Origin of the sequence: Mucilaginibacter mali (genome assembly GCF_013283875.1) — a bacterium.
Classification (GTDB): Bacteria; Bacteroidota; Bacteroidia; order Sphingobacteriales; family Sphingobacteriaceae; genus Mucilaginibacter; species Mucilaginibacter mali.
Genome location: NZ_CP054139.1, coordinates 396,286 through 418,365, shown reverse-complemented (window position 1 = coordinate 418,365; position 22,080 = coordinate 396,286). Strand labels below are relative to the sequence as shown.

Sequence of the window (22,080 nt, the reverse complement as noted above, 5' to 3'; positions counted from 1 at the left end):
CTTTAAATCGGCCGACCATTTACCCTGCTGATCGGTAACTGCATTTAGCCGCTGCTAGCCGATACTGATAGCCACCTTTTCGCCGGGCGAAGCCCAGCCCCAGATGTGGACCGGCTTATCGCGCTGCAACACCATGCCATCGCTAATTAGCCTTGGCAGTTTAACCTGCGCGAATGTATTTAGCCCACCGAAGCAGGTGAATAGCAACAACAATGCCTTTAAAATTCTCATCTGTTTAATTTTTAATTATCGCGTTTTTCAAACAACATCAGTCCGTTAAAACAAGCGCCTGCATCTGTACCAAACAAACCCACCTGCGATGGGGGCCACGTACCGTCAATATCCGCAATTAACCCGTTATCTAAAAATAGCAGCAATTTATCTTTAAGCTTTACCGCCCGCAGATTATAGTCCGATGTTCCATCTTCATCCGTATAGATCTTATACACTGCCGGCATCCGCGTATTAAAGCCCGAACTTCTGATGCGCAATGCATCTGCTGTTATAAGCGGGAATTTGATCTGGTCTACGGCTTGTATCCCGGTTGGTATTTTCTCAAAGTTTAATGGCCGCCACTCGTCATGATGATGATACTCCACTTTTAACGAATCGAACAGGTTGATGGTTAAAAGCTGCTTATTATCGACCGGGAATTTTACAATTTCGATATTGCTGATACTGGTGTTTGCCTTTAAGGTATAAACCTTATTACTGTGGTCGCTATAACGCTGATCGGGATAGCGAACCATCTTTCGCTTTAAAAGAATTGTTTTTCCAGGGATAGCTGCGCCGTTTAATTTTCCCGAGACAATAAGTGAGTTATGCTGAAAATCGATAGCGGCCTTTACGTAATTATTTTCATCAGTGTATACCGGAAAAATGCCTGCCGTGCCTGCACCGTTACTGTAAATCTGGGTTGCAAATTCGTAACTATTTAACAAATCGCCTTTATAAACAGTGCTCTCACCCTGAGTTTTATTAATGGTGATTCCTTTTTCTGTCACTCCCCATTCCCCGGTGGCTTGTTTTCTATTAACCGCATTCCCCCAGCCAGTGATGCCGGCATTGTACTCATCCCAGCCCGGGGTGTATATCGCGCCATCGAATGTGGCGGTAGTAGCTTGTGTAAAGATGCCCGGCAAACCCGGTTCATCAAACAATGTTATAATTTGATGCTTACCTGGGGCCGGCTGATCGTCGATTTGAAATTCGACCGTATTGCCATTTTTGTAAACCGATAGGCTGTGGTATACATTAAAGTTGAATACCGGTGAAAGCTTGTTTATCACGATGATTTCCTTACCATCCCGCACTAAACGCGAGTACCACGCACCTTTAGCCTGATCGATGCCGATCTCTAAAAAATTCAATGCATCAGTATAATAGGCAATAATGCCCGCGTTAGCTGTTTTTAAGGTGGTGGGATTTACACCTATCTTAAATAGATAATTGCTGGATGCACGACTTTTGATTAATGCCAGGCTTTTGCCTGTGTTGCCTTCCTGCATCAATTCACCATTACGCACCCGCCATTTGCCCGATTGAAGCGACCATCTGTCTTTGATGTTCTCATCTTCAAAACTATCCCCAAAAATTGGCAGAGCAGGATCGGGGTGATAGCCAGTTGTTTTATTACTGGTAGGGCCATCCACCGTAAGTTCATGATCGTTAAAAAGTACCCGGTTGATGAACTGCCCTTTTTTGCCACCGTTTTTTATGGCGAAATAAACCAGCCACCATTCAAAACCGTTTGGGCCTTTCAGCAGGTTCGGCTGACCGGGATTATATAGGATATCATCGCCGGGGCTGGCTAAATTTTCGATCAGGTCTACATCAATATTAGCGCCGCGTTCAGCCTTTTCACCGTGGATGACCAGTACGTGCTCACCCGTTTTCAACTCGTTAACCAATTGCGGCAGCAGGTTAACAGTAGTGTAATTGGCCGCTACGCCATTGTAGATCAACTGCCCATCCATAAAAACTTCAGTCGGCCCGGTGTGATTGACCATTAGCTGCAATTGGCCTGATAATGCCCATGGTATTTTAAAATGCTTCCGTACCCAAATATCGTTTGTGCGCCACATGGTTTGCGGATTGATACGGGTACTACCTTTTAACACCTGGTTGCCGAAGCCCTTGTCGCCTTTTTTCCATTCAGTGTCTGTAAAAGCAGGTGTGTTCCAGCTTTCGCCAGGTTGGTTGAAAGTGTATTTCCAGTTAGTAAAACCATCTAACGATGAACTGAACACCCGCCGCTGTTTGGATGGGTCATCGGTTAAATTTTGCTGCACTACCGGGTGCGGGTATTTATTGGCGCTGTTAAAACCTAATGGCTCATCTGCTTCGGCAACGCCTAAGGCATAATTACCATAAGTGTTGCCAGTATGGTTGGCATTGTACATGAGGTAGTATCTTGAGCGGTATTTAATCACCTCCGGGCCTTCGGTTACGCTGTTGTCCATACGCTCCCAGGTTAGGGGCAGCGAGTTAAACAATAATTTAGGCGATCCCCGGTGTGTCCATGGATCCCTCATCTGTTGGCCCCAAATGGTGTTGCCATCGGTAAATTTAACGGTGTAAAAATAAAGCGAGCTATCACTGTCCACCAGCAGATGCGGGTCTATCCGCTCATCAAACCAGTTCTTTTTATCAGGTTCGATGTATGGCCCCATAATATTATCAGCAACGGCATGACCAATCTGCACGGTGGTATTTTGTCCACCCCAATAATTAACCGACCAATAAAAGTGAAACCTCCCGTTGATATACCGGATATCTGCCGCGTGGATCTGATTATCGCCAAATGGCTTGCCTTTCGTCCAATCGTTAGCCATGGTGAACACATGCTCCGGCCCTTTCCAGTGCACCAGATCATCCGAGATATAAAAGCCACCATTGGTATTTACGCCGGCCAAATAGTACTTGCCGTTAAAATTAATGACACCAACATCTGGCACATTATCAATCACCGGGTTGTTTTGGGCAAATAAAGCGTTAGCGGTAAACAGTAGGATATTAATTAAAGCAGTTAAACGTATTGTATTTAGAAAAGTCATTATCAATTTTTTTGAATGCACCACGTCAATCTGTTAGTCGTTAGACATGTCTGCCGGTTGCTTATTAGCTTCGGCTTTTACTGGCTTGGGCAATACATTGTGGCTGTTGGCCCATTCCTGCCAGGCCTTAGTTAAATTTTCCGCAATATCGGGGTGTTCGGTTATCAGATCATGCATTTCTGAGCGGTCTTCCTTTAAGTTATAAAGTTCCCACGGGGCATTGTTCAGGGCAAGCAGCTTCCAATCGCCGTGTATCACCGCCCGCCGGCCAATGTGTTCAAAAAACAGGTAATCGTGGCCTTGTCTTTTTTTGCCTTTAAGGATAGGGACCAAACTTATGCCGGATGTTGGGGTGATTTTTCTGCCCTCAAATTCAGTAGGGTAAGTAGTTCCGGCCAGTTCGGCAAAGGTGGCCATAAAGTCCATCACATGGCCCATTTGCGTGGTTACGCTGCCCTTGGGCGTTTTAAGGCCAGCTGGCCAGTAGGCGATCATGGGGGTGCAGATACCACCTTCAAAAGGTTCTGTTTTCCAATATCTAAAGGGCACGTTAGCCACATTGCTCCACATTTCATCGGCCGAGGCAAAGGTTGTTTCGGGGCCCGCGTTCACATCTTTATTGGCAGGGTAAATGATCTTCTGACCAGTCCGTGTTTCACCGGGACGGTCGTTTCCGGGCAGATATTTTTGCGCATCGTCCGAACTGGCGCCGTTATCACTTAAAAAGATAATGAGGGTATTATCCAGTTGACCGGTCTCCTTTAATGTTTTGATGATACGGCCTATGCCCTGGTCCATCCGGTCTATCATTGCGGCGCGTACGGCCATGGTATGCGCATCCCAGTCTTTGGTTGGGTTATCCTCCCATTTGCGATTGGGCTTCCAGCGTTTAGATAAGATGTTTTTATCGGCAGGGAACACCCCTTCGGCTATCAGTTTTTTATATCTCGCTTCGCGGATGGCATCCCAGCCGGCTTTGTAGGTATCCTCGTACTTTTTAATATCCTCGGGAAGGGCATGCAGCGGCCAATGTGGTGCCGTATTGGCCACATACAGAAAAAACGGTTTCCCGGTTTTGCTAAACTGTTTAATATATGCCGACGCGGTATCGTTAATGGCATCGGTATAGTAAAAATCCTTAGGCACGGTTTTAACCGGTTCGGTACCATTCACTAAACTAAACGGATCGAAGTAATCGTTTACCCCCCAGATGGTGCCATAATATTTTTCGAAGCCCCGGTTCACCGGGTATTGCTCAACCGGCGAAAAGAATGGCTTATAACTTTGATGGTTCAGCCATTTCAGGTGCTCATCCTTTTGCCCTAAAAAAGTGTTTGAAACATGCCACTTACCTACCATGCCGGTTTGATAGCCTGCTTTTTTTAATACCTCGGCAATGGTTACGGTGTTTTCGGTAAGATAACCACGGTAACCGGGCTGTTTTTGATCGAAGGTCATATCGCCGATACCGGCCTGGTGGCTGTATAAACCCGTCAGCAAGGATGCCCGTGTAGGGCAGCAGCGCGAAGTATTGTAAAATTGGGAGAAGCGTAAGCCATTCTTCGCCAGGTTATCGATATTGGGGGTCTTTATTTCCCCGCCATAGCAGCCAATATCCGAATATCCCATATCATCGGCCATAATTAAAACGATGTTGGGGCGCCGGTTCTCCTTGTTTTGTGCCGATGCGTTGAAAGCCAGGGTAACTATCGATAGGGCAACGCATCCTTTTTTTAAAGTACTCAACTTTAGCATATGGGTATGTTTTATAGGTAGATCAAATATCATTTAAAAACCCCGGGGAACCCGGTGCGCCGCAAGAACACACCGGGCCTATACCAATTTTAACAATAAACCATTTCCGCAGGCGGAAAATTTTGCTAACCCCGGGGCCTTTGTTATATTTTAATAGCCGGGGTTTTGCGTCAGCACGGCATCCTTATTACGCTCGATCTCTGCCGACGGGATGGGCCACAGGTTATAGGTTTGCAACATTTCGCCAGCGTAATATGGATTGCATTTCTTCACGCGGTCGTATATCAAGCCTAAACGCATCAGGGTTACCCGGCGCTTTTCTTCAATACCCAGTTCGCGCATACGCTCATCAAGTATGTAATCGATGTTCACGTTTGCAGGTAATACTGCCGATGCTTTTGCACGTGCCCTAACCACGTTGATATCGGCAGCAGCTTTGGTAAGGTCGCCCGAACCCAGGTAGGCTTCAGCACGCAACAGGTAAGTCTCGGCTAAACGGAACATATATTGATCCAGGTAGGTATCGCCGGCATTCGCACTTAATGTACCGGTTGTTGCATTTAGGTATAATGCAGCCGGGTGTTGTAATGTTGTGGCTTTTGACTGATATGGGAAAAACTGCCTGCTGGGCGATGTATATCCAGTTGGCGGCGCTTCGGTATTCAGTATCTTGCCGTACTGACTTGAAGCAGGGTTATTAATAACGGTTTGCCGTATAAAGTTCATGTTCGAGTTGCGGATATCGTTACTAAAATCGCTGGCCCAAATGGTGTTGGTGAAATATTTGGTAGTTGGCCCCCAGCCAATCCCCCTGCCACCGGTACCGGTGCTGAGGCCGTTGGTACCGGCATCTGACGGGAAAAGCATTAAGGCTACACCGCCCGATGAAATACCAAAGCCGGGCACACATTGCCTTTCCAGCATATAACCGTTGGTTCGGGATGTTGATACGTTGGCACCGCCAAGTACGTCGGTCTCGAACTGGATCACCCAAATCGCCTCTTTATTACCGGCGCCCCTGTTCTGGTTCTTCTCGCGGAACAGGTCCCAATAAACATCGCCACCGGCCTGGGTTGAACGCGAACCGAAACGGGTGGTCATTAACGCCATATTAGGATCGCTTATAACGGTAGACGCAGCGGTTATCGCATCCTGGAATTTTCCGGCGGCTATATCTACCTCCGAAAGCAGGTGATAGGCGGCTAAATTGCTGATCCGGCCATCGGCTACCTTATTAATGGGTTGCAATTTTTGCGCGGCAGTGGTTAAATCGGTAATGCATTGTGCTAAAACTGCGTCGCGCGTTGCCCTTACCAGGTCGGTACGCGGCGCATCTACTGCCACGGTGATCAGCGGTACGCCACCATACATGTAAGCCAGGGTACGGTAGGCAAAAGCACGGAAAAATAAGGCCTGTCCAACTATCTCATCACGCTGCGCATCCGTTAATGTGGCCGTTGCTGCATAGGTGATGGCGATATTGGCTTCGGATACAATTTTAAAAAGGCTTTGATAGTGCACCAGCGGTATCGCACTGGTAACACCATAAGCGCCAACCATGTTGGTGTGCCTGTCTATGGCCGCCTGTCCGTCAAAAATCAGGTCGGTACCATAAATGTAATCGAAGGGTTTTACCTCATCGCTGCTATAAACTCGCTGCGTATCAGTCCATAAATATTGGTAACGGTAGCGTTTAGGCCGGCGTAGTTGGTATAAGCATTTGTTGAACTGAGGAACGCGGTAGGTTTCTCGTCCAGGAAATCTTTTTTACAGCTGGTAAAAAATGTCGTTAAGATCAGTATTAAAGATAACTTTTTCATTGTCAATTAATTTAAAATGAGACATTTAAACCAAAGGAAGCGCCCTTTAACACAGGCCTGCCATCAGGGATCAGCGCCTGGTTGGTTTCAGGGTCCCAGCCTTTCCATTTTGTCCAGGTAGCCAGGTTTTTACCACTGGCAAACACACTCAGGTTTTGCAGGTGTAATTTATCAGTCAGCTTTTTAGGAACCCGGTAACTTAAAGTCACATCCTGTAAGCGTACAAAACTCCTGTCCGAATAAATAGTCGGGGCTATTGCCGGTGCGGTTACAGAAAAAGGTTGTGTCCCGCCAGGGTTATTAGGCTGCCAGTAGTTCAGCGCGCTTAAGTAATTCCATCTAACTGTGTTATCATTTAAAACAAGTGGTACCGAACTTGCGCCCAAGTAACCGTTTTTACCACCCTGTATGGAGTTAAGGAAAAAGGTTAAGGTAAAATTGCTGTAACGCAAAGTGTTCAGCAAACTAACGCGGTACGCAGGCTCGGTGCGGCCAAGCACCACGCGGTCGTCGGTCGGGGTAATCAGGTTATCTCCATTCTGGTCGACTATGCGATAGTTCCCCGGAAAATATCCCGTACGGATATCCTTATCAGCAAGCTGGTATATCCCAGCTGTTTGATAACCATAAACCGTACCGATGGAGCGGTTGATAAATAGGTTGCTGGCAATAAGGTCGTCTTCCACACCATCGTGGTTATTATCCTGCCCCAGCAGCGATAATATTTTATTAGAGTTAGTGGAGAAGTTTACGGTACTTGTCCAGTCAAAATCCTTGCTGCTGATATTCTTACTGGTCAATGAAATTTCTAACCCGCGGTTTTGAAGTTTGCCAATGTTAGTGGCGATGATACTGTAGCCCGTAGCATAAGGGATGGCCACATTGTACAGCAGATCGGTTGTAATATTATCATACATATCTACACTACCGGTTAAGCGGGAGTGCAGCACTTCAAAATCGATACCCAAGCTTTTGCCGGTTGTTTTCTCCCAGCGCAGGTTGGAGTTACCGATGGCGGTTTGCTGCTGGCCAAAAGCCGGTGTGCTTACATCGCCAAATACATAGGCCGCGCTTGATGATACGGTTGACAGCGAGGCATACCGGTTGGTTTGGTTACCGCTTATGCCATAACCGCCACGTAATTTAAGGTAGTTAAGCCATGGTAATTTCAAAAACTTTTCGTTGGTAACTATCCAGCCGGCCGATAGCGAAGGGAAAATGCCCCATTTGTTATTTTGGGCAAAACCCGAAAAGCCATCACGGCGTACCGTACCGGTCAATAAGTATTTATTATCGTACTTGTAGTTTACGCGCCCCATTTGGTAAGCCAAAGCTTCTTTATAGGCGCTTGATGATACCAGCTGAATAGCGCCCTGCTGTATACCATCATAACCTAAAGTTAGCTGCGTAAACTGGCGGGCATCGGCATTGGTGTTTTGGTTTTTACGCTCGATTGAACCGTATAGCAAAGTGGTCTCTATGCTATGCTTGCCAAAATCGCGCTGATAGGTCAGGATGTTATCGAGTGTATAATCGTTGTAAAAGGTATTGTTTTTGTAAGCTTCGCCAAGCCCGTTCTGCGCGTATTTACTTGAACGGTACTGTTTAGTATCGCGGTAGTTATTACCGTAGTTGATGCGGTATGACAGCCCCTTCATAAAGGGAAATTTGATATCGGTATAAAAATTGGCGAAGAAGTAATCGTTCCGTTCTATATCATCAACATATTGCGACAGGAAGGGGTTAAGGCCAACGGTGTTATCCGGGTTTTGCAGCAAGTCGCCACTGGCATTAAAAGGGACAACAAACGGAGAAAAGCGAATGATATCTGCCAGCGTAGGTTCTGCCCCATCTTTATTAACAAATGTGGCGAATGATTGCACACCTGCTGTCCACCACGGAGCTATCTTGGTTTCCAGGTTCACACGCACACTTTGCCTTTTGAAAAGGTCGTTGACAATAAAGCCTTGCTGATTAGTGTTATTGTACGACATCAGGTAGTTGATCTGATCCGTCCCGCCCGAAATACTTACCTTATTATCGTACATATGCCCCAGGTGGGTAGAATTACCCCACCAATCGTAGCTGTTTCCGGCGGCGGCGTTAGCTCTTGATGCCGCATCAAGATGAAGATTAAGGTTGAAAGTAGGGTCGGGCGTGGTATAATCGGGCGCCAAATAAGCCTGCTGATAGTAAAGCATCCGCACATGCTCCTGATATGCATCAGGATCAAGTGGTTTCAGATTTTGGGTTGGCGTTTGCGTAGCGTACGAGCTGGAGGCAGTTACACGGGTTTTCCCTTGCTTACCTTTTTTGGTAGTAATTAAAATTACCCCGTTAGCAGCCTGCGCCCCGTAAACAGCGGTAGCGCTGGCATCCTTCAACACATCTATCGTGGCAATATCATCAGGGTTGATAGATTGCAGGTCGCCATTATACTGGATCCCGTCCAGGATGATCAGCACCGTAGTATTACCATTTAGGGTAGATGCACCACGCACTTGTATCGCCGGGGTTTGGCCGGCTACGTTTACCTGGCCAATGTTTAGGCCCACTACCGTACCCTGCAGCATTTGTACAAAGTTGGCATCAGGCGCATCGTGAAACGCCTCAAGGTTGGCCCGGGCTACAGAACCTGTCAGAAATTGCTTCTTCTGCGTACCGTAACCCACTACTACCACCTCGTTCAGGTTGCTTGCGGTAGGTTTTAAGGATATGTTGATGGTTTTTAACGATCCGGCAGCCCGCTCCTGTGGCTCGTAACCCACAAAGGTAAACACCAGCACCTCCTGCGGATTGTTTATGGCGATGCTGTAAACGCCGGCAAGGTTAGTGCTGGTCATCCGAGTGGTGTTTTTTACCTTGACGGTAACGCCGGGCAAGGTTTCGCCGGTCTGCTCATCAACAATTTTACCGGTGATGGTTACCGGGGCCTTTGCTGTTTGGGCCAGCACATGCTCCGTAAAGCTTATGGCAATCAACAGCAAAACCGCCGTTGCCATCATTTTTACAAGTAAAGGTTTATATCTCATAATTTTTGGTTGGTTATAATTTGGTTATTGTGGTTTAATAAATGGATTGCTCGTTTCTTGCCATACGCGTTTATTTAGGGTTGCTCTTCTTTTTTTAAATTATTCGGGCATTAAGTACGGACCCTCGCTGTTCCAGCCGATTTTTACGTTCGACAGGTACCAGGATTTGCCATGATTGTTATTCCCCTGGAAGAAAAGGTAGGTCTGCCCGTCGTCATCTTCGAATATGCCTGGGTGCCCCGATTCGCTATAGTTCCAGCTGCCGGGCTTACCATTTGCCAAAAAGGGTTTATCAGATACACGGCGCCAGTGAATGCCGTCGGCACTTTCGGCTACGCCAATTTGCTGGGGCATGTTGTTGTAACTGCCGGCATAAAACATATACAGCTTGTTATTGCGCTTAATAATGCTGGCGCCCTCTATGCATTTGCCCTCCCAGGGCAGTTGCGGTGCCAGTATGGCATCATCGGTGGCCTGCTTCCACTCGCCGCGACTAAAATTGGTGTTATTTGACGCCGTAGCTACGCCTTGCTTCTGGATCTCGCCGGCTTTATCGCGCGTTGCAAAAAACAGGAAGTATTGATTATTGTAATGATATACCTCGGCATCGATGGCCCGGCCGTTGGTCCACTCGCCTTTGGGAGAAAAAACAGGGTTGGTAGCGTCGCGGGTAAAATTAATGCCATCGGCAGACCATGCATGGCAGATGGCATCCTTAGGGCCATTGCCATAGGTTTGGTAAAACAGGTGGATCTTCCCGCCCCTTACCGTAGCGCCCGGGGCGCAGAGCCCATGCTGTTCATAAGCGGCATCGGGTTTTATTTCGGCAACCTTTTTCCAATGGTACAGGTCGCGGCTTTGCGCTATGCCAATGTTCCAACCCTGCATACCGTCGGCCGTGTTTTGAAAGGCTTGTTTTGAATAATACATCCAGTACCATCCCTTAAACTTCACCACAACCGGGTCCTTGGCTATTTTAATACCAGTGGACGAGGTGTCGGTATAATACATCTTCGGTTTTTCCTGCGCCAAAAGGCAGAACGGGATACAGCAGAAAAGAATGAGCCAGGTAAATTTGGTCATCATAAGTAATAAATAGGTTTTTTAATTGGTTGTTAGCCGGCGGTGCCTGGTCGGCAATGCATCCGGTAAGTCAAAATTGGGCAGGAATCGGGTCTTACTGGTTGGCACAAGCGTTCAATTTGTTTGCGCAATCGTTCAATTGTGATGTTACCTGCTTAGCCGTATGGGTGCGGCAGATGTGCACAATCGTTCAATTTGTTTGCACCAGCGTTCAAATCCATAGCTGCGGCTTTCGTAGCAGCGTTTAATATTTATATTCGTACTGCCACATTACCAATTGCACTAAAACCATTGAAGCGAATTACCATCTTCCTTTTCCTGCTCAGCCTCGCGCCGGTATTTTCCATCGCGCAGCCTTACTATTTCAGGCATTACCAGGTAGAGGACGGCTTGCCCTATAACAGCGTGTTATGCAGCCTGCAGGATAAGCAGGGCTTTATGTGGTTTGGCACCCGCGATGGCTTGTGCCGCTTTGATGGGTATCTTTTTAAATCGTACAAATACACGCCAGGCAATAAGTTTAGCCTGGGCAACAATTATGTATACAACCTAACGCAGGACGATCCCTATAAGCTTTGGATCGGCACCAAAAACGGGCTTTACCGCTTTGATATGAAGCTGGAGCGGTTTGAACTGGAAACACGCACCGCCGGCAAAATTATTGATGGTATTGTGATAGACGAAAAGCATAACGTTTGGTTCATCGCTTCGGGTAAGCTATACTGCATTACGCACGACGGGCATTTCCAGACCATAGAAATAGCCAACGCGCAACGATTGACTGCAATTGCCCGCGGCTCGGTTAACGAATTATGGCTGGCTACCGAATCGGGTTATGTGGTGCGCTTCGCATCCGATACCTGGTCGTTTAAATACTACGATGTATTTGCAAACACACCCGCTATAACGGCCCGTCGTATCGAAAAAATATGGAAGGACGGTGCGGGTCATTTGTACATCGGCACCTCCAATCATGGGGTTAAGCTGCTTAATATTGCCGATATTACCTATAAGGACATCCTCACTTTTGACGAAGACCATACCGAGATCATGGCGCGCGCCTTTTGCCCGGATGGGAATGGCCATATCTGGATCGGTACCGAATCGGGCATTTATATTTATGATACCACGACAGGATCGATACGAAACCTGCGCAAAAACTTTTACGACCCCTACAGCCTAAGCGACAATGCCGTTTATACCATTACTAAGGATAGCGAGAAGGGGATGTGGATCAGCACCTACTTCGGCGGGGTGAATTACTATTCGGCAACGGGCGCGCAGTTTGAAAAATTCTTCCCCAAGGACACACCGGGATCGCTGCATGGCAACCTGGTGCGCGAGTTTTGCCAGGATACCAACGGCTACTTATGGGTAGGTACAGAAGATGCCGGCCTGAACCGACTTAATTTGCGTGATAACACCTTTACGCACGTAGGCTTTACCGGGAAGCCCGGCAGTATCTCCTACAATAACATCCATGGCTTGCTGAGTGTGGGTAAGGAACTATGGGTGGGCACCTATCAGCATGGACTGGATATCCTGGATATAAATAGTTTAAAGGTGATCCGCCATTATGGCTTTGGCCCGGGGGAGCACGACCTGAAGACCAACTTTGTTAACGTGCTTTTTAAAACCCGGTCGGGGCAGATCTATCTCGGTACGCAGCTTGGCCTTTACCGCTACAATCAAACCGGCGATAACTTTACACACGTTAATGAATTGGGCGTATGTTACGTATCCAGCATTATCGAAGATCATTCGGGTAAAATATGGGTGGGCACCTTTGGCAACGGGGTTTATACCCTATCGCCCCAAAATGAATACTGGACGCATTTTGAGCATCAGCCCGACGTACAGGGCACCCTGACCAGCAACGTTGTTACCGACGTTTACGAGGACAGCAGCCAACGCATATGGCTTTGCACCGAAAACGGCGGCTTATGCCAGTACAATATAAAGCAAGCAGGCTTTACCAAGTATAAGCTGCCGGCCGAGTTTAACGATAAGTACCTTTTTAATGTAATAGAAGACAATAAGCGGCGCTTATGGGTAACCAGTTCGGGCGGGTTGATCTGTATGGAACCGGCACAGGGCAATGTACACGCGTTTACCAAGGGCGATGGGTTACTGAATGACCAGTTTAACTACCGTTCGGCTTTTAAAGATTCGCAGGGGCGGCTGTATTTTGGCTCATCTAAGGGATTTATACGCCATTGGCAGCAGGCTCCGGTAAATGCGCAAACGCGCGCGCAGCTATACATCACCGGGCTTCAGGCTGATCATCAAACAACCGATGACACGGACGATGGACAGATACAATTGCCCTATGCCGGCCATGTAACGCTTGGTCCCGGCAAAACAACCTTTAGTATAGATTTCTCTGCTTTGAGTTACGCCTCACCCGGTACAGCTATTTACAGCTATAAAATAGATGGGCTGGATAAAAACTGGATCACCCTGCCAGCTAACCGGCGCGTATATTATACCCAGGTAGCCCCGGGCGATTATGTTTTTAAAGTGCGTGCATCTGTTGGCGATAACGGTGTGCAGACACCGGTGCGTACGCTAAAGATCAGCATTACCCCGCCATTTTATGCAGGATTGCCGGCCACCATTTTTTATATGATACTGGTTTGCGTGGCCATATACTTTGTGTATAAACTACTGCATGATAGGTCAGAAGAAAAGAACCGCCGCAAAATTGCCTACCTGGAAACCCAAAAGGAACGGGAGATCTACCAGGCCAAGATAGATTTCTTTACCCATGTAACACACGAGATCCGTACGCCGCTATCGCTCATTAAAGCCCCGCTTGAAAAAGTAATGCAGGCCGACGATATCGGCACCGCTAAAAACGACCTGATGCTGGTTAACCGTAATACCGACCGCCTGCTGGATCTGGTTGATCAGTTGCTCTCGTTCAGGCGCACGGAGATAGATGGTTACAGTTTGAATTTTAACCGTACCAATATATCGGCACTACTGATCAACCTTTGCGCGCTTTTCCGTGAGCAGGCCCAACAGGCCAAACTCGATCTGCAAATAGATGTAACCGATAGCCAATTGATTGCCTATATCGATCACGATGCATTCAATAAAATATTGAGCAACCTGTTGAGCAATGCCATCAAATATGCCGATAGCAGGATGATCGTTCGTTTACTGAAGGAGAACGAAGATGAGTTTTGCATCATTGTGAAGAATGATGGACCAGTTCTATCGCCGGATACCGCACGAAAGATATTTGAACCCTTCGTCCGGGGAGAACAGCACAGTCATAAGCCGGGTACCGGGATTGGCCTGCCACTGGCCAAGGCGCTGGTAGATCTTCACCAGGGTAAGTTGGAGTATTTGGCCGAACAGGATCAGCTTAACACTTTTAAACTCGTTATTCCACTACACCAGGCTGTGGAAATGAATATCGGGCCTGATAATTCAGGCGAAACAAGTACGGCCACAGCGCCTGAAATTGAGACTGAACCGACCAAACCCGTGGTACTGATCGTAGAGGATCAACCCGATTTTCGTGAATTTATACAAAGCCTTCTGTCGGAAGCCTACTCGGTACTAACGGCTGGCGATGCCGCGCATGCAAAGGAAATATTGATAAAGCATTCGGTACAATTGATCATAAGCGATGTGATGATGCCTGGTATTGATGGGTTTGAATTTTGCAGGCAGCTGAAAAGCGATATCAATTTCAGCCATATCCCGTTCATCCTCTTAACAGCTAAAAACAACTTCGCCAGCAAAATAGAGGGCTTGGATTGCGGATCGGACGCGTTTATTGAAAAACCCTTTTCACCAAGGCATTTAAAAATGCAGATCGTTAACCTGCTGAAGAACCGGGACATTGTAAAGGAACATTATGCGCATTCGCCAGTGGCCAATTTGAAAACAATGGCGCACTCCAAAGCCGATAGCGAGTTTTTGCATAAGCTGGATACACTGATCAAAGTGAACCTCACAAAGCAGGATTTTGATGTGGAAGAACTTGCTGAGCAAATGAATTTAAGCCGGCCTACCCTATACCGCAAGGTAAAAGCCATTACCGATCTGTCGCCCGCCGAACTGGTAACGGTAACCCGGTTAAAACAAGCAGCTGAAATGTTGACTACCGGCGATTACAAAATTTACGAGATAGCAGAAGAGGTTGGCTTTACCTCAAGCGCCGTGCTAAGCCGGGCGTTTCAAAAACAGTTTGGCGTATCGCCATCGGTTTATATTTCAAAAACTTTAAAATCTTAGTTTTGCAGCAAGCAACAATACCAATTTCATCACATAGCGCATGCAAAAACAGGTGGACACGCCCCGCTTATTTCACATCAGCGAAGAGCCGGGTATATATATGGGCAGATCGGCCATTATTATAATCGATTACCTTCGTACATTCGTTAACTTTAAAAACTGGGAATTGCTGCAATCATGGCATGGCATCTACCCCAAAATGACCAACGGTGAAACTGAACTTATTATGAACATTGAACCTGGCGTAACCGTAATAAACGGCGTAGGCGGCAACGGCATGACCTTATCCTTTGGTCTGTGCAAACAACTGATGCCCGGTAATTTTGACAAAAACTAAAATGGACAACCGCAGAGATTTTTTAAAAAAAGCAGCATTATTAGCCGGCGCGGCAAGTTTGCCAGGCCTGATCCCCGAATCGATACAAAAGGCGATGGCGATAAACGCCGCGCCGGGCAGCACCTACCTGGATGCTGAACACATTGTGATATTGATGCAGGAAAACCGCTCGTTCGACCATTGCTATGGCAGCCTGAAGGGTGTACGCGGTTTTAACGATCCAAAGGCTATCGACCTGCCTAATAAAAATAAGGTTTGGCTGCAAAGCAATGCCGCGGGTAAAACCTATACGCCCTTCCGATTGGATATTAAGGGTACCAAGGCTACCTGGATGCATTCGCTGCCGCACTCGTGGCAAAACCAGGTTGATGCCCGCAATGATGGCCGTTACGATCAATGGCTAAACGTGAAGCGTAGCGGCACAAAAGCCTATGCCGATATGCCTTTAACAATGGGCTACCACACCCGCGAGGATATCCCATTCTATTATGCCCTTGCAGATGCCTTTACCGTGTGCGATCAAAACTTCTGCTCGTCGCTTACCGGCACCAACCCTAACCGATTACACTTTTGGACGGGAACCATCCGAGCCGAACAAAACGAAAACTCGAGGGCACATGTGTGGAACGACGACATGGATTACGGCACACTGAACTGGACCACCTTCCCTGAGCGCCTGGAAGAACGCGGCGTATCGTGGAAATGCTATCAGAATGAAGTAGCCATTGATACAGGCTTTAAAGGCGAGGAAGATGCCTGGCTTTCCAATTTCCAGGATAACCCGCTGGAGTTTTTCGGGCAGTATCATATCCATTTGTATGATTTGCATGTGCGTGCCTTAGAGAAAGGCGCTGCCGACTTAAAAGAGAGCATCCCTCAACTGCAAAAACAAATGGCCGATCTGCCGGCGGGTGATGCGAAAACCCAAGAACTGAAGGCTAAACTGGCTAAAATGCAGGCCGAGGCCACATCGGTTAACACACAGTTGGAAAACATCCGCAAAAAACCTTTTGACAGTTTAACCGAACAACAAAAAAGCCTGCACCGCAAAGCTTTCGATACCAATCGTAACGCGCCCGATCACCGTGAACTGGTTGACCTTGAATACGATGATAACGGCACCAAACGCATGCTAAAAATCCCTAAGGGCGATGTGCTGCACCAGTTCCGTGCCGATGTGGATAGTGGTAAATTACCTACGGTATCGTGGATATCCGCACCCGAAAACTTTTCCGATCACCCCACCTCGGCATGGTTCGGGGCCTGGTATGTATCTGAAGTGATCGATATCCTGACCAAAAATCCCGAGGTTTGGAAAAAGACCATCTTCATTTTAGCCTACGATGAGAATGACGGTTATTTCGATCATGTCCCTCCCTTTGTTGCGCCGCACTCGCACAAGGCCGGCACCGGCAAGGTAACACCCGGAATGGATACCCGTGTGGAGTTTGTAACGCTGGAACAGGAGCAAGCCCGAAAAGGCTTCCCCGAAAAATACGACCGCGAAAGCCCGATCGGTTTAGGCTTCCGTGTTCCGCTGGTTATCGCATCGCCGTGGAGCAAGGGCGGTTGGGTAAATTCGGAAGTATTCGACCATACCTCTACTCTCCAATTCCTGGAAAAATTTATAAGCCACAAAACCGGCAAACCAATAAAAGAAACAAACATCAGCGATTGGCGCCGGACTATCTGCGGCGATTTGACTTCAGTGTTCAGATCCGGCGACGCCGCGCCTTTACATAGTCCGGCCCCGGTACCAAGAAAAGAATTTTTGGCAGGCATCCACCAGGCCAAGTTTAAAAAGCTGCCGGATAACTATCACGAACTTACCACGGATGAGATCACGACATTTAACAGCACGCCACATGCATCGCCTTACATGCCCAAACAGGAAGCAGGCATTAAACCATCGTGTTCAATCCCTTACCAGTTACAGGTTGACGGGCGTTTAAGCGCAGATAAGAAATCGTTTGAAATAAAATTCGACAATAAAAACGAGGTGTTCGGCAAAGCCACCGCGGGCGCGCCGTTTAATGTTTATGCACCGGGTAACTATATGCAGATGGGTAAGGATCAGTTAGCGCCGCTGCGCACCTGGGCTTATGGCTTAAAGCCCGGCACCGATTTAGCCGATCAATGGCCATTGCACGAATTTGAACACGACAATTACCATTTAAGAGTTTACGGCCCGAACGGCTTTTACCGCGAGTTTATGGGCAATGCCGAAGATCCGCAACTGGCCATTACGCTGGAATATCAGCGTTCGCGTTTAAATAAAAACACGCTGACAGGCAATGTAAGCCTGCGCCTTAATAATTTAAGCGGCAAGGACTACACAGTCGAGATCAACCATCATGGATATCACAATAACAATATCAAACAAGTAGTAAAAGGTAAAACACAAGGCGAACCGCTGATTATCGACCTGCAAAAAAATCACGGATGGTACGATTTCAGCGTAAAAGTTAACGGGCACAATTCGTTTGCTGTACGATATGCAGGCCGGGTAGAAACCGGCAAATCAAGCTTTACGGACCCGGTGATGGGTGGTGTTGTTTAATAAAAAATCTACCTGTGGAATTATAGGTACGTACAAGCCTGCGCGGATAGCAATGTGTAAAGTACCATATTCAATTAACGGAGTTCGGCTAAGGGATCCCAGCCTGGGAAAACATTGGCCAGCGTAATTTTAGCAGCATCTGTTGCGGTTAATTGCCGGGCCCAGTTAACCCGCCCTTTAGCTGAGGCGCCCGGGCCGTAATTTTCAAACTCGGCATATCGTGCGGTCTTATAGCTTTCTGTTTGATTCCAGTTGCTCCAGCCCTCGGCTTTTATTTGCTGGCCGATATAGCAATGCATGTAAACCACCCAGGCATAAGGCCGCCATGGCCGGCCTAAGGATACCATGTGCAGGGTGCTATCGCCGGTTAAGGTACAATCGTTAAATACAAAGCCATAAAGATGATCCTGCGGGGTTGAGGCCGCGGTAACGTGCGAGTTTTTTTTGCTGTGGATATGGCAATTCTCGAACCAGGCCGTAGCCGCGCCGAAGATAAAATCGGTAGTCCCCTCAATATAGCAATCCTTATAGTACTGGCGGCTTTTGGCGCTGTTCAGAAACAGGATATCCTGGTTACCCGTGAAGCGGCAATTATAGAATACAGCCTTATCCCCCTGGCATTCTACCGCAACGGCTTGTCCTGCGGTAAAGCCGGCATCGTTAGTAAAGGTGATATCGTGCGCCTTAAAATTATCGGCTTTAATTAAAAAACTGTAAGATGTGGGCGTACTGATCACCTTACCATCAGGCGCGGTCTTACCGGTATGATCGTCATAGATCAGTGTGGTATTAAACCGCGATTCACCTATCAACTCCACAAAATTTTTAGTGCTGTCCAGATGCAGCTTTTCGCGGTAAGTGCCGTTTTTTACAAAAATAATTACCGGCTTTTTATTGTTAAGCGGCACAGCGTTAAATGCCTCCTGCACGGTTTTGTAGTTACCGCTGCCATCGGGCGATACTATTATTTTCTTTTGGGCGATTGTATTAATAGCGCAGGCACAAAGCAACAGGGGTATTAGTGTTTTTTTCATCCTTGATCGGCTGGTTAAAAATTCGCGGCATTTATAATTGCAAATTACACGGCATCGGGACCTCTTTCTGGCTTGTAACTAATGTTGTGTTTGGGTATCTTAAACAGGATCACTATTACCCAAACCTGTATGGCCATTAATACCAGGCTAATAATGGATGACACAGGCCTGGTTTTAAACAAACTGATCATCATGGGTATGCTGGCTAATCCAAACAGCAACAATATTAAAAGTATGTACTTAACAGTTTCGCTCCCTCTGCGGATAAAATAAGCGATCAACCCATTGATGATTATTGATAAAATCACCACGCCTATTTTCATTAGCGGCGTAACAATACCAATGTTAGGCGTAAAAAACGAACTTATAACAGATAACACTAAGGTTATTAAAATAAGATTAGATGCTTTAATATAATCTGGATGAACTGGTTGCGACATGTTTATAGTTGGTTTTAACAATTGATTCAGCAATTTACAAAATATCCCCCAACAAAACAGAAATGCTTAAACAGTCAAAGCTGTTATATTTACTCATTCCCCTGATACCGATACTATACAGGCAGAACCGCAAACTGTGCATAATACTGATGCATTTCCCGCAATGCTAAACTTGTTAAAGGCTTAACAAAAAAGTTGCGGACAAAAGAATAGCTTTGGCTGCGGATCCGGTCTGCGTGGTCCAGCGAATCTGAAAGGACATGGACATCTATGCGTTTGCCGGCTATACGCTGGATATCCGCAAAATGATCCAGCATTTCCCAGCCGCTGATAATAGGGATATGCAGGTCCAGTAGAATAATATCCGGCAATTGGGCAATATTATTCCCAATAGTTTTAAGTAATTCCAGCGGTTCGGCGGGATGATAATAGTGTTTTATACGCCCAAACAGGCTTTCTTTTTCACATATCCGCTGTACGATGAGATGATCTATCGGATTATCGTCGATCATCATTATGTTTAGGTCCTTCATATACCTCTTTCTAATGCAAACCTTGTACCGATTGGCTGAGAGAGATCCGCTAACCTTTTATACCCTTTTTGATCTTAGTTAAAAAACAACATAATTATTACTCCTGTAATCTGCCCCATAAACAAAAAAGGACCGCCTGAACATTCGGGCGATCCTTTTCTACTTTAAAAACTTATTACGAATATATATTATAATTGCTTAACCAGTTTATCGGCTAATACAGATTTTGGTACGGCACCAATTTGCTTGTCAACAATTTCCCCGTTTTTAAAGAACAGTAAAGCAGGGATGTTACGGATACCGAATTTCATTGAAATGCCGGGATTATTGTCAACGTTTACTTTGCCAACAACAGCTTTGCCGTCATATTCTTTTGCAATTTCTTCCACTACCGGGCCAACCATTCTACAAGGGCCACACCATTCTGCCCAAAAGTCAACCAATACGGGTTTATCAGATTTAAGCACAAGCTCCTCAAAGTTTGCGTCAGTAATTTCTAAAGCCATGATATTTAATTTTTAAGTTCAACAAATATATAGTATTCAAATAGCTTGCCACAATACCCTAACTGACAATGTGACAAATTAATTACGTGTGGATAACTAATTTAAACTTTTATGACTTTTAGTCATATACCAAACGGTATTTTCCTGACTTTTATGCAGTATACAGATTTAACCACAAAGAACACAAAGAAATGTATATATGCCTATCCACAAAGAACACTAAGATGCTTATCACGCTTCTTAATAAATTTTTATATCTTTCTTAAAAACAATTGTTAACCAGCCGATATCAAATCTTTGTATTCTTTGTGAAAAATCTTTGTGGCCTTTGTGGTTAAATTACCCGTACACAAATCCACCCACCCATCTATCTCGTTTATAATGATATGAAAGCGATATGCACCCTGCTTATATTTTTTTATACAGCTTTGGCCGCGCCGGTCAATAAGCCAGTAGATAAGGTAGACCTGAGCCGCTTTGCCGGGAAGTGGTATTCGCTTTATTCGATACCTACCATATATGATAAGGGCAGTAGAGAAACCACCACAACCTACACCCTCAATAAAGATGGTTATTATAATGTATTTACCGCCTGCAAAAAGGGCGACGACGATAAAATCTACACCTCAAAACTATTTCCTGAAAAGGACGGTGACGGTGAAATGAAGGCACAGTTTCTTTGGCCCTTTAAAGTTGATTATTGGGTGATAGAACTGGACGACGATTACCAGTACGTGGTTGTTGGCCACCCCGAGCATAAGTTCCTGTTCATCATGAGCCGCAAGCCATTTATCGACAAAAAATTGTACGATGAAATTGTAACCCGTTGCAAAGCCAAAGGCTACGCGGTTGATAAGCTTACATCGCAACAACACCATGGTTAAGATTATTCACCATATTACCAACCAATACCTGCGTTATCAGCACGAGGTGGTTTATACGTTTATGCAGTTTTAGGCGTTAAGCTTAAAGTTCAAAGCACAAAGCAACCAACATTGTTATAACGCAAAAAGCTTTCTGGTTTAGTCTTTCCGCTTTCCGCTTTTTTTCTATTTTTGCAAAAACTATCTCACCATGAGCGAACTCATTAAAAAACAGTTAACTGATGCAAAAAGCCTGATGGAGAAGGCTGTTGACCACTGCGATAACGAATTAGGTAAAATACGTGCCGGCAAAGCCAACCCTGCCATGCTCGACGGCATTGTAGTTGACTACTACGGTTCGCCAACCCCTTTAAGCCAGGTAGGTAGTGTAAATACTCCTGATGCCAAAACCATTGTGATACAGCCATGGGAAAAAAGCCTGCTGGGCCCTATCGAAAAAGCGATAATGGAGGCCAACCTGGGCGTTAACCCGCAAAACGATGGCGTGATCATCCGCATCAACGTACCCCCGCTTACCGAAGAGCGCCGCCGCGACCTGGTGAAAAAAGCCAAATCGGAAGGCGAGAACGGTAAAGTTACCGTACGCAACATCCGTAAGGATATTAACGATAAGATCCGTAAGCTAAAAGCAGAAGGCGTATCAGAAGACGAAATGAAAACCGGCGAAGCCGAAGTGCAAAAACTGGTTGATGCTTATATTACTAAAGTAGACCAACTGATTGCCGCTAAAGAAAAAGATATCATGACGGTATAGTTTCGCACAGCGAAATGTCAAATTAAAGGGGATGA

General features: G+C 46.3%; 16 protein-coding genes. 5 read left to right on the top strand and 11 right to left on the bottom strand.

Features of this window, described 5'->3' with window-relative positions; translation table 11 throughout:
- Window positions 1–54: 54 nt before the first annotated feature.
- From HQ865_RS25915 to HQ865_RS01890, 7 genes are all read right to left on the bottom strand, one after another.
- Complete coding sequence (locus HQ865_RS25915; RefSeq protein ID WP_237073711.1) at window positions 55–231, bottom strand: hypothetical protein; 177 nt, start codon at window positions 229–231, stop codon at window positions 55–57.
- Between the two features lie 11 nt (window positions 232–242).
- Entirely contained in the window at window positions 243–3,056 is a 2,814-nt protein-coding gene (locus tag HQ865_RS01910) for a family 43 glycosylhydrolase (RefSeq protein WP_173413264.1), read from the bottom strand.
- Between the two features lie 33 nt (window positions 3,057–3,089).
- On the bottom strand, window positions 3,090–4,811 hold the full coding sequence (locus HQ865_RS01905) for an arylsulfatase (protein ID WP_173413263.1): 1,722 nt from the start codon (window positions 4,809–4,811) through the stop codon (window positions 3,090–3,092).
- A gap of 150 nt (window positions 4,812–4,961) precedes the next feature.
- On the bottom strand, window positions 4,962–6,371 hold the full coding sequence (locus HQ865_RS01900) for a RagB/SusD family nutrient uptake outer membrane protein (RefSeq protein WP_202020439.1): 1,410 nt from the start codon (window positions 6,369–6,371) through the stop codon (window positions 4,962–4,964).
- Window positions 6,372–6,442: 71 nt separating this feature from the next.
- Window positions 6,443–6,631, bottom strand: coding sequence for a hypothetical protein (locus HQ865_RS25830; protein WP_202020438.1), 189 nt, complete (start codon window positions 6,629–6,631; stop codon window positions 6,443–6,445).
- Between the two features lie 11 nt (window positions 6,632–6,642).
- Window positions 6,643–9,663, bottom strand: a complete 3,021-nt coding sequence (locus HQ865_RS01895; RefSeq protein WP_173413262.1) for a SusC/RagA family TonB-linked outer membrane protein — start codon at window positions 9,661–9,663, stop codon at window positions 6,643–6,645.
- A 99-nt stretch (window positions 9,664–9,762) separates the two neighbouring features.
- Window positions 9,763–10,749 (bottom strand): family 43 glycosylhydrolase, encoded by a 987-nt coding sequence (locus HQ865_RS01890; RefSeq protein ID WP_173413261.1) that lies wholly within the window; start codon window positions 10,747–10,749, stop codon window positions 9,763–9,765.
- 288 nt (window positions 10,750–11,037) lie between these two features.
- On the opposite strand from HQ865_RS01890, the gene HQ865_RS01885 reads away from it, so the two are divergent.
- The 3 genes from HQ865_RS01885 to HQ865_RS01875 are packed head-to-tail and all read left to right on the top strand — an operon-like array spanning window position 11,038 to window position 17,894.
- A complete protein-coding gene (locus tag HQ865_RS01885) occupies window positions 11,038–14,997 on the top strand; it encodes a two-component regulator propeller domain-containing protein (protein WP_173413260.1) in 3,960 nt (1,319 codons plus the stop codon).
- 40 nt (window positions 14,998–15,037) lie between these two features.
- Window positions 15,038–15,334 (top strand): hypothetical protein, encoded by a 297-nt coding sequence (locus HQ865_RS01880; protein ID WP_173413259.1) that lies wholly within the window; start codon window positions 15,038–15,040, stop codon window positions 15,332–15,334.
- Between the two features lies 1 nt (window position 15,335).
- Window positions 15,336–17,894 (top strand): phosphocholine-specific phospholipase C, encoded by a 2,559-nt coding sequence (locus tag HQ865_RS01875; protein WP_173413258.1) that lies wholly within the window; start codon window positions 15,336–15,338, stop codon window positions 17,892–17,894.
- Window positions 17,895–17,968: 74 nt separating this feature from the next.
- On the opposite strand, the gene HQ865_RS01870 is transcribed toward HQ865_RS01875, so the two are convergent.
- The 4 genes from HQ865_RS01870 to trxA all read right to left on the bottom strand — a co-directional run bounded on the left by HQ865_RS01870 (window position 17,969) and on the right by trxA (window position 20,407).
- The gene (locus HQ865_RS01870; RefSeq protein ID WP_173413257.1) at window positions 17,969–18,928 is read right to left on the bottom strand and encodes a pectinesterase family protein; all 960 of its coding nucleotides are present in this window, start codon (window positions 18,926–18,928) and stop codon (window positions 17,969–17,971) included.
- Between the two features lie 44 nt (window positions 18,929–18,972).
- Entirely contained in the window at window positions 18,973–19,368 is a 396-nt protein-coding gene (locus HQ865_RS01865) for a hypothetical protein (protein ID WP_173413256.1), read from the bottom strand.
- A gap of 113 nt (window positions 19,369–19,481) precedes the next feature.
- Complete coding sequence (locus HQ865_RS01860) at window positions 19,482–19,901, bottom strand: response regulator (protein WP_173413255.1); 420 nt, start codon at window positions 19,899–19,901, stop codon at window positions 19,482–19,484.
- Window positions 19,902–20,089: 188 nt separating this feature from the next.
- Entirely contained in the window at window positions 20,090–20,407 is a 318-nt protein-coding gene (gene trxA, locus HQ865_RS01855) for a thioredoxin (RefSeq protein ID WP_173413254.1), read from the bottom strand.
- A 386-nt stretch (window positions 20,408–20,793) separates the two neighbouring features.
- On the opposite strand from trxA, the gene HQ865_RS01850 reads away from it, so the two are divergent.
- Together HQ865_RS01850 and frr are read left to right on the top strand one after the other, a co-directional pair.
- Entirely contained in the window at window positions 20,794–21,291 is a 498-nt protein-coding gene (locus HQ865_RS01850; RefSeq protein ID WP_173413253.1) for a lipocalin family protein, read from the top strand.
- Between the two features lie 190 nt (window positions 21,292–21,481).
- Window positions 21,482–22,045, top strand: a complete 564-nt coding sequence (frr, locus tag HQ865_RS01845) for a ribosome recycling factor (protein WP_173413252.1) — start codon at window positions 21,482–21,484, stop codon at window positions 22,043–22,045.
- The last annotated feature ends 35 nt before the right edge of the window (window positions 22,046–22,080 follow it).

Bases quoted from the DNA above. Each gene is read 5' to 3' on its own strand.
- HQ865_RS25915 (WP_237073711.1), bottom strand. From the start codon at position 231: ATGAGAATTTTAAAGGCATTGTTGTTGCTATTCACCTGCTTCGGTGGG.
- HQ865_RS01910 (WP_173413264.1), bottom strand. From the start codon at position 3,056: ATGACTTTTCTAAATACAATACGTTTAACTGCTTTAATTAATATCCTA.
- HQ865_RS01905 (WP_173413263.1), bottom strand. From the start codon at position 4,811: ATGCTAAAGTTGAGTACTTTAAAAAAAGGATGCGTTGCCCTATCGATA.
- HQ865_RS01900 (WP_202020439.1), bottom strand. From the start codon at position 6,371: ATGGTTGGCGCTTATGGTGTTACCAGTGCGATACCGCTGGTGCACTAT.
- HQ865_RS25830 (WP_202020438.1), bottom strand. From the start codon at position 6,631: ATGAAAAAGTTATCTTTAATACTGATCTTAACGACATTTTTTACCAGC.
- HQ865_RS01895 (WP_173413262.1), bottom strand. From the start codon at position 9,663: ATGAGATATAAACCTTTACTTGTAAAAATGATGGCAACGGCGGTTTTG.
- HQ865_RS01890 (WP_173413261.1), bottom strand. From the start codon at position 10,749: ATGATGACCAAATTTACCTGGCTCATTCTTTTCTGCTGTATCCCGTTC.
- HQ865_RS01880 (WP_173413259.1), top strand. From the start codon at position 15,038: ATGCAAAAACAGGTGGACACGCCCCGCTTATTTCACATCAGCGAAGAG.
- HQ865_RS01875 (WP_173413258.1), top strand. From the start codon at position 15,336: ATGGACAACCGCAGAGATTTTTTAAAAAAAGCAGCATTATTAGCCGGC.
- HQ865_RS01870 (WP_173413257.1), bottom strand. From the start codon at position 18,928: ATGAAAAAAACACTAATACCCCTGTTGCTTTGTGCCTGCGCTATTAAT.
- HQ865_RS01865 (WP_173413256.1), bottom strand. From the start codon at position 19,368: ATGTCGCAACCAGTTCATCCAGATTATATTAAAGCATCTAATCTTATT.
- HQ865_RS01860 (WP_173413255.1), bottom strand. From the start codon at position 19,901: ATGAAGGACCTAAACATAATGATGATCGACGATAATCCGATAGATCAT.
- trxA (WP_173413254.1), bottom strand. From the start codon at position 20,407: ATGGCTTTAGAAATTACTGACGCAAACTTTGAGGAGCTTGTGCTTAAA.
- HQ865_RS01850 (WP_173413253.1), top strand. From the start codon at position 20,794: ATGAAAGCGATATGCACCCTGCTTATATTTTTTTATACAGCTTTGGCC.
- frr (WP_173413252.1), top strand. From the start codon at position 21,482: ATGAGCGAACTCATTAAAAAACAGTTAACTGATGCAAAAAGCCTGATG.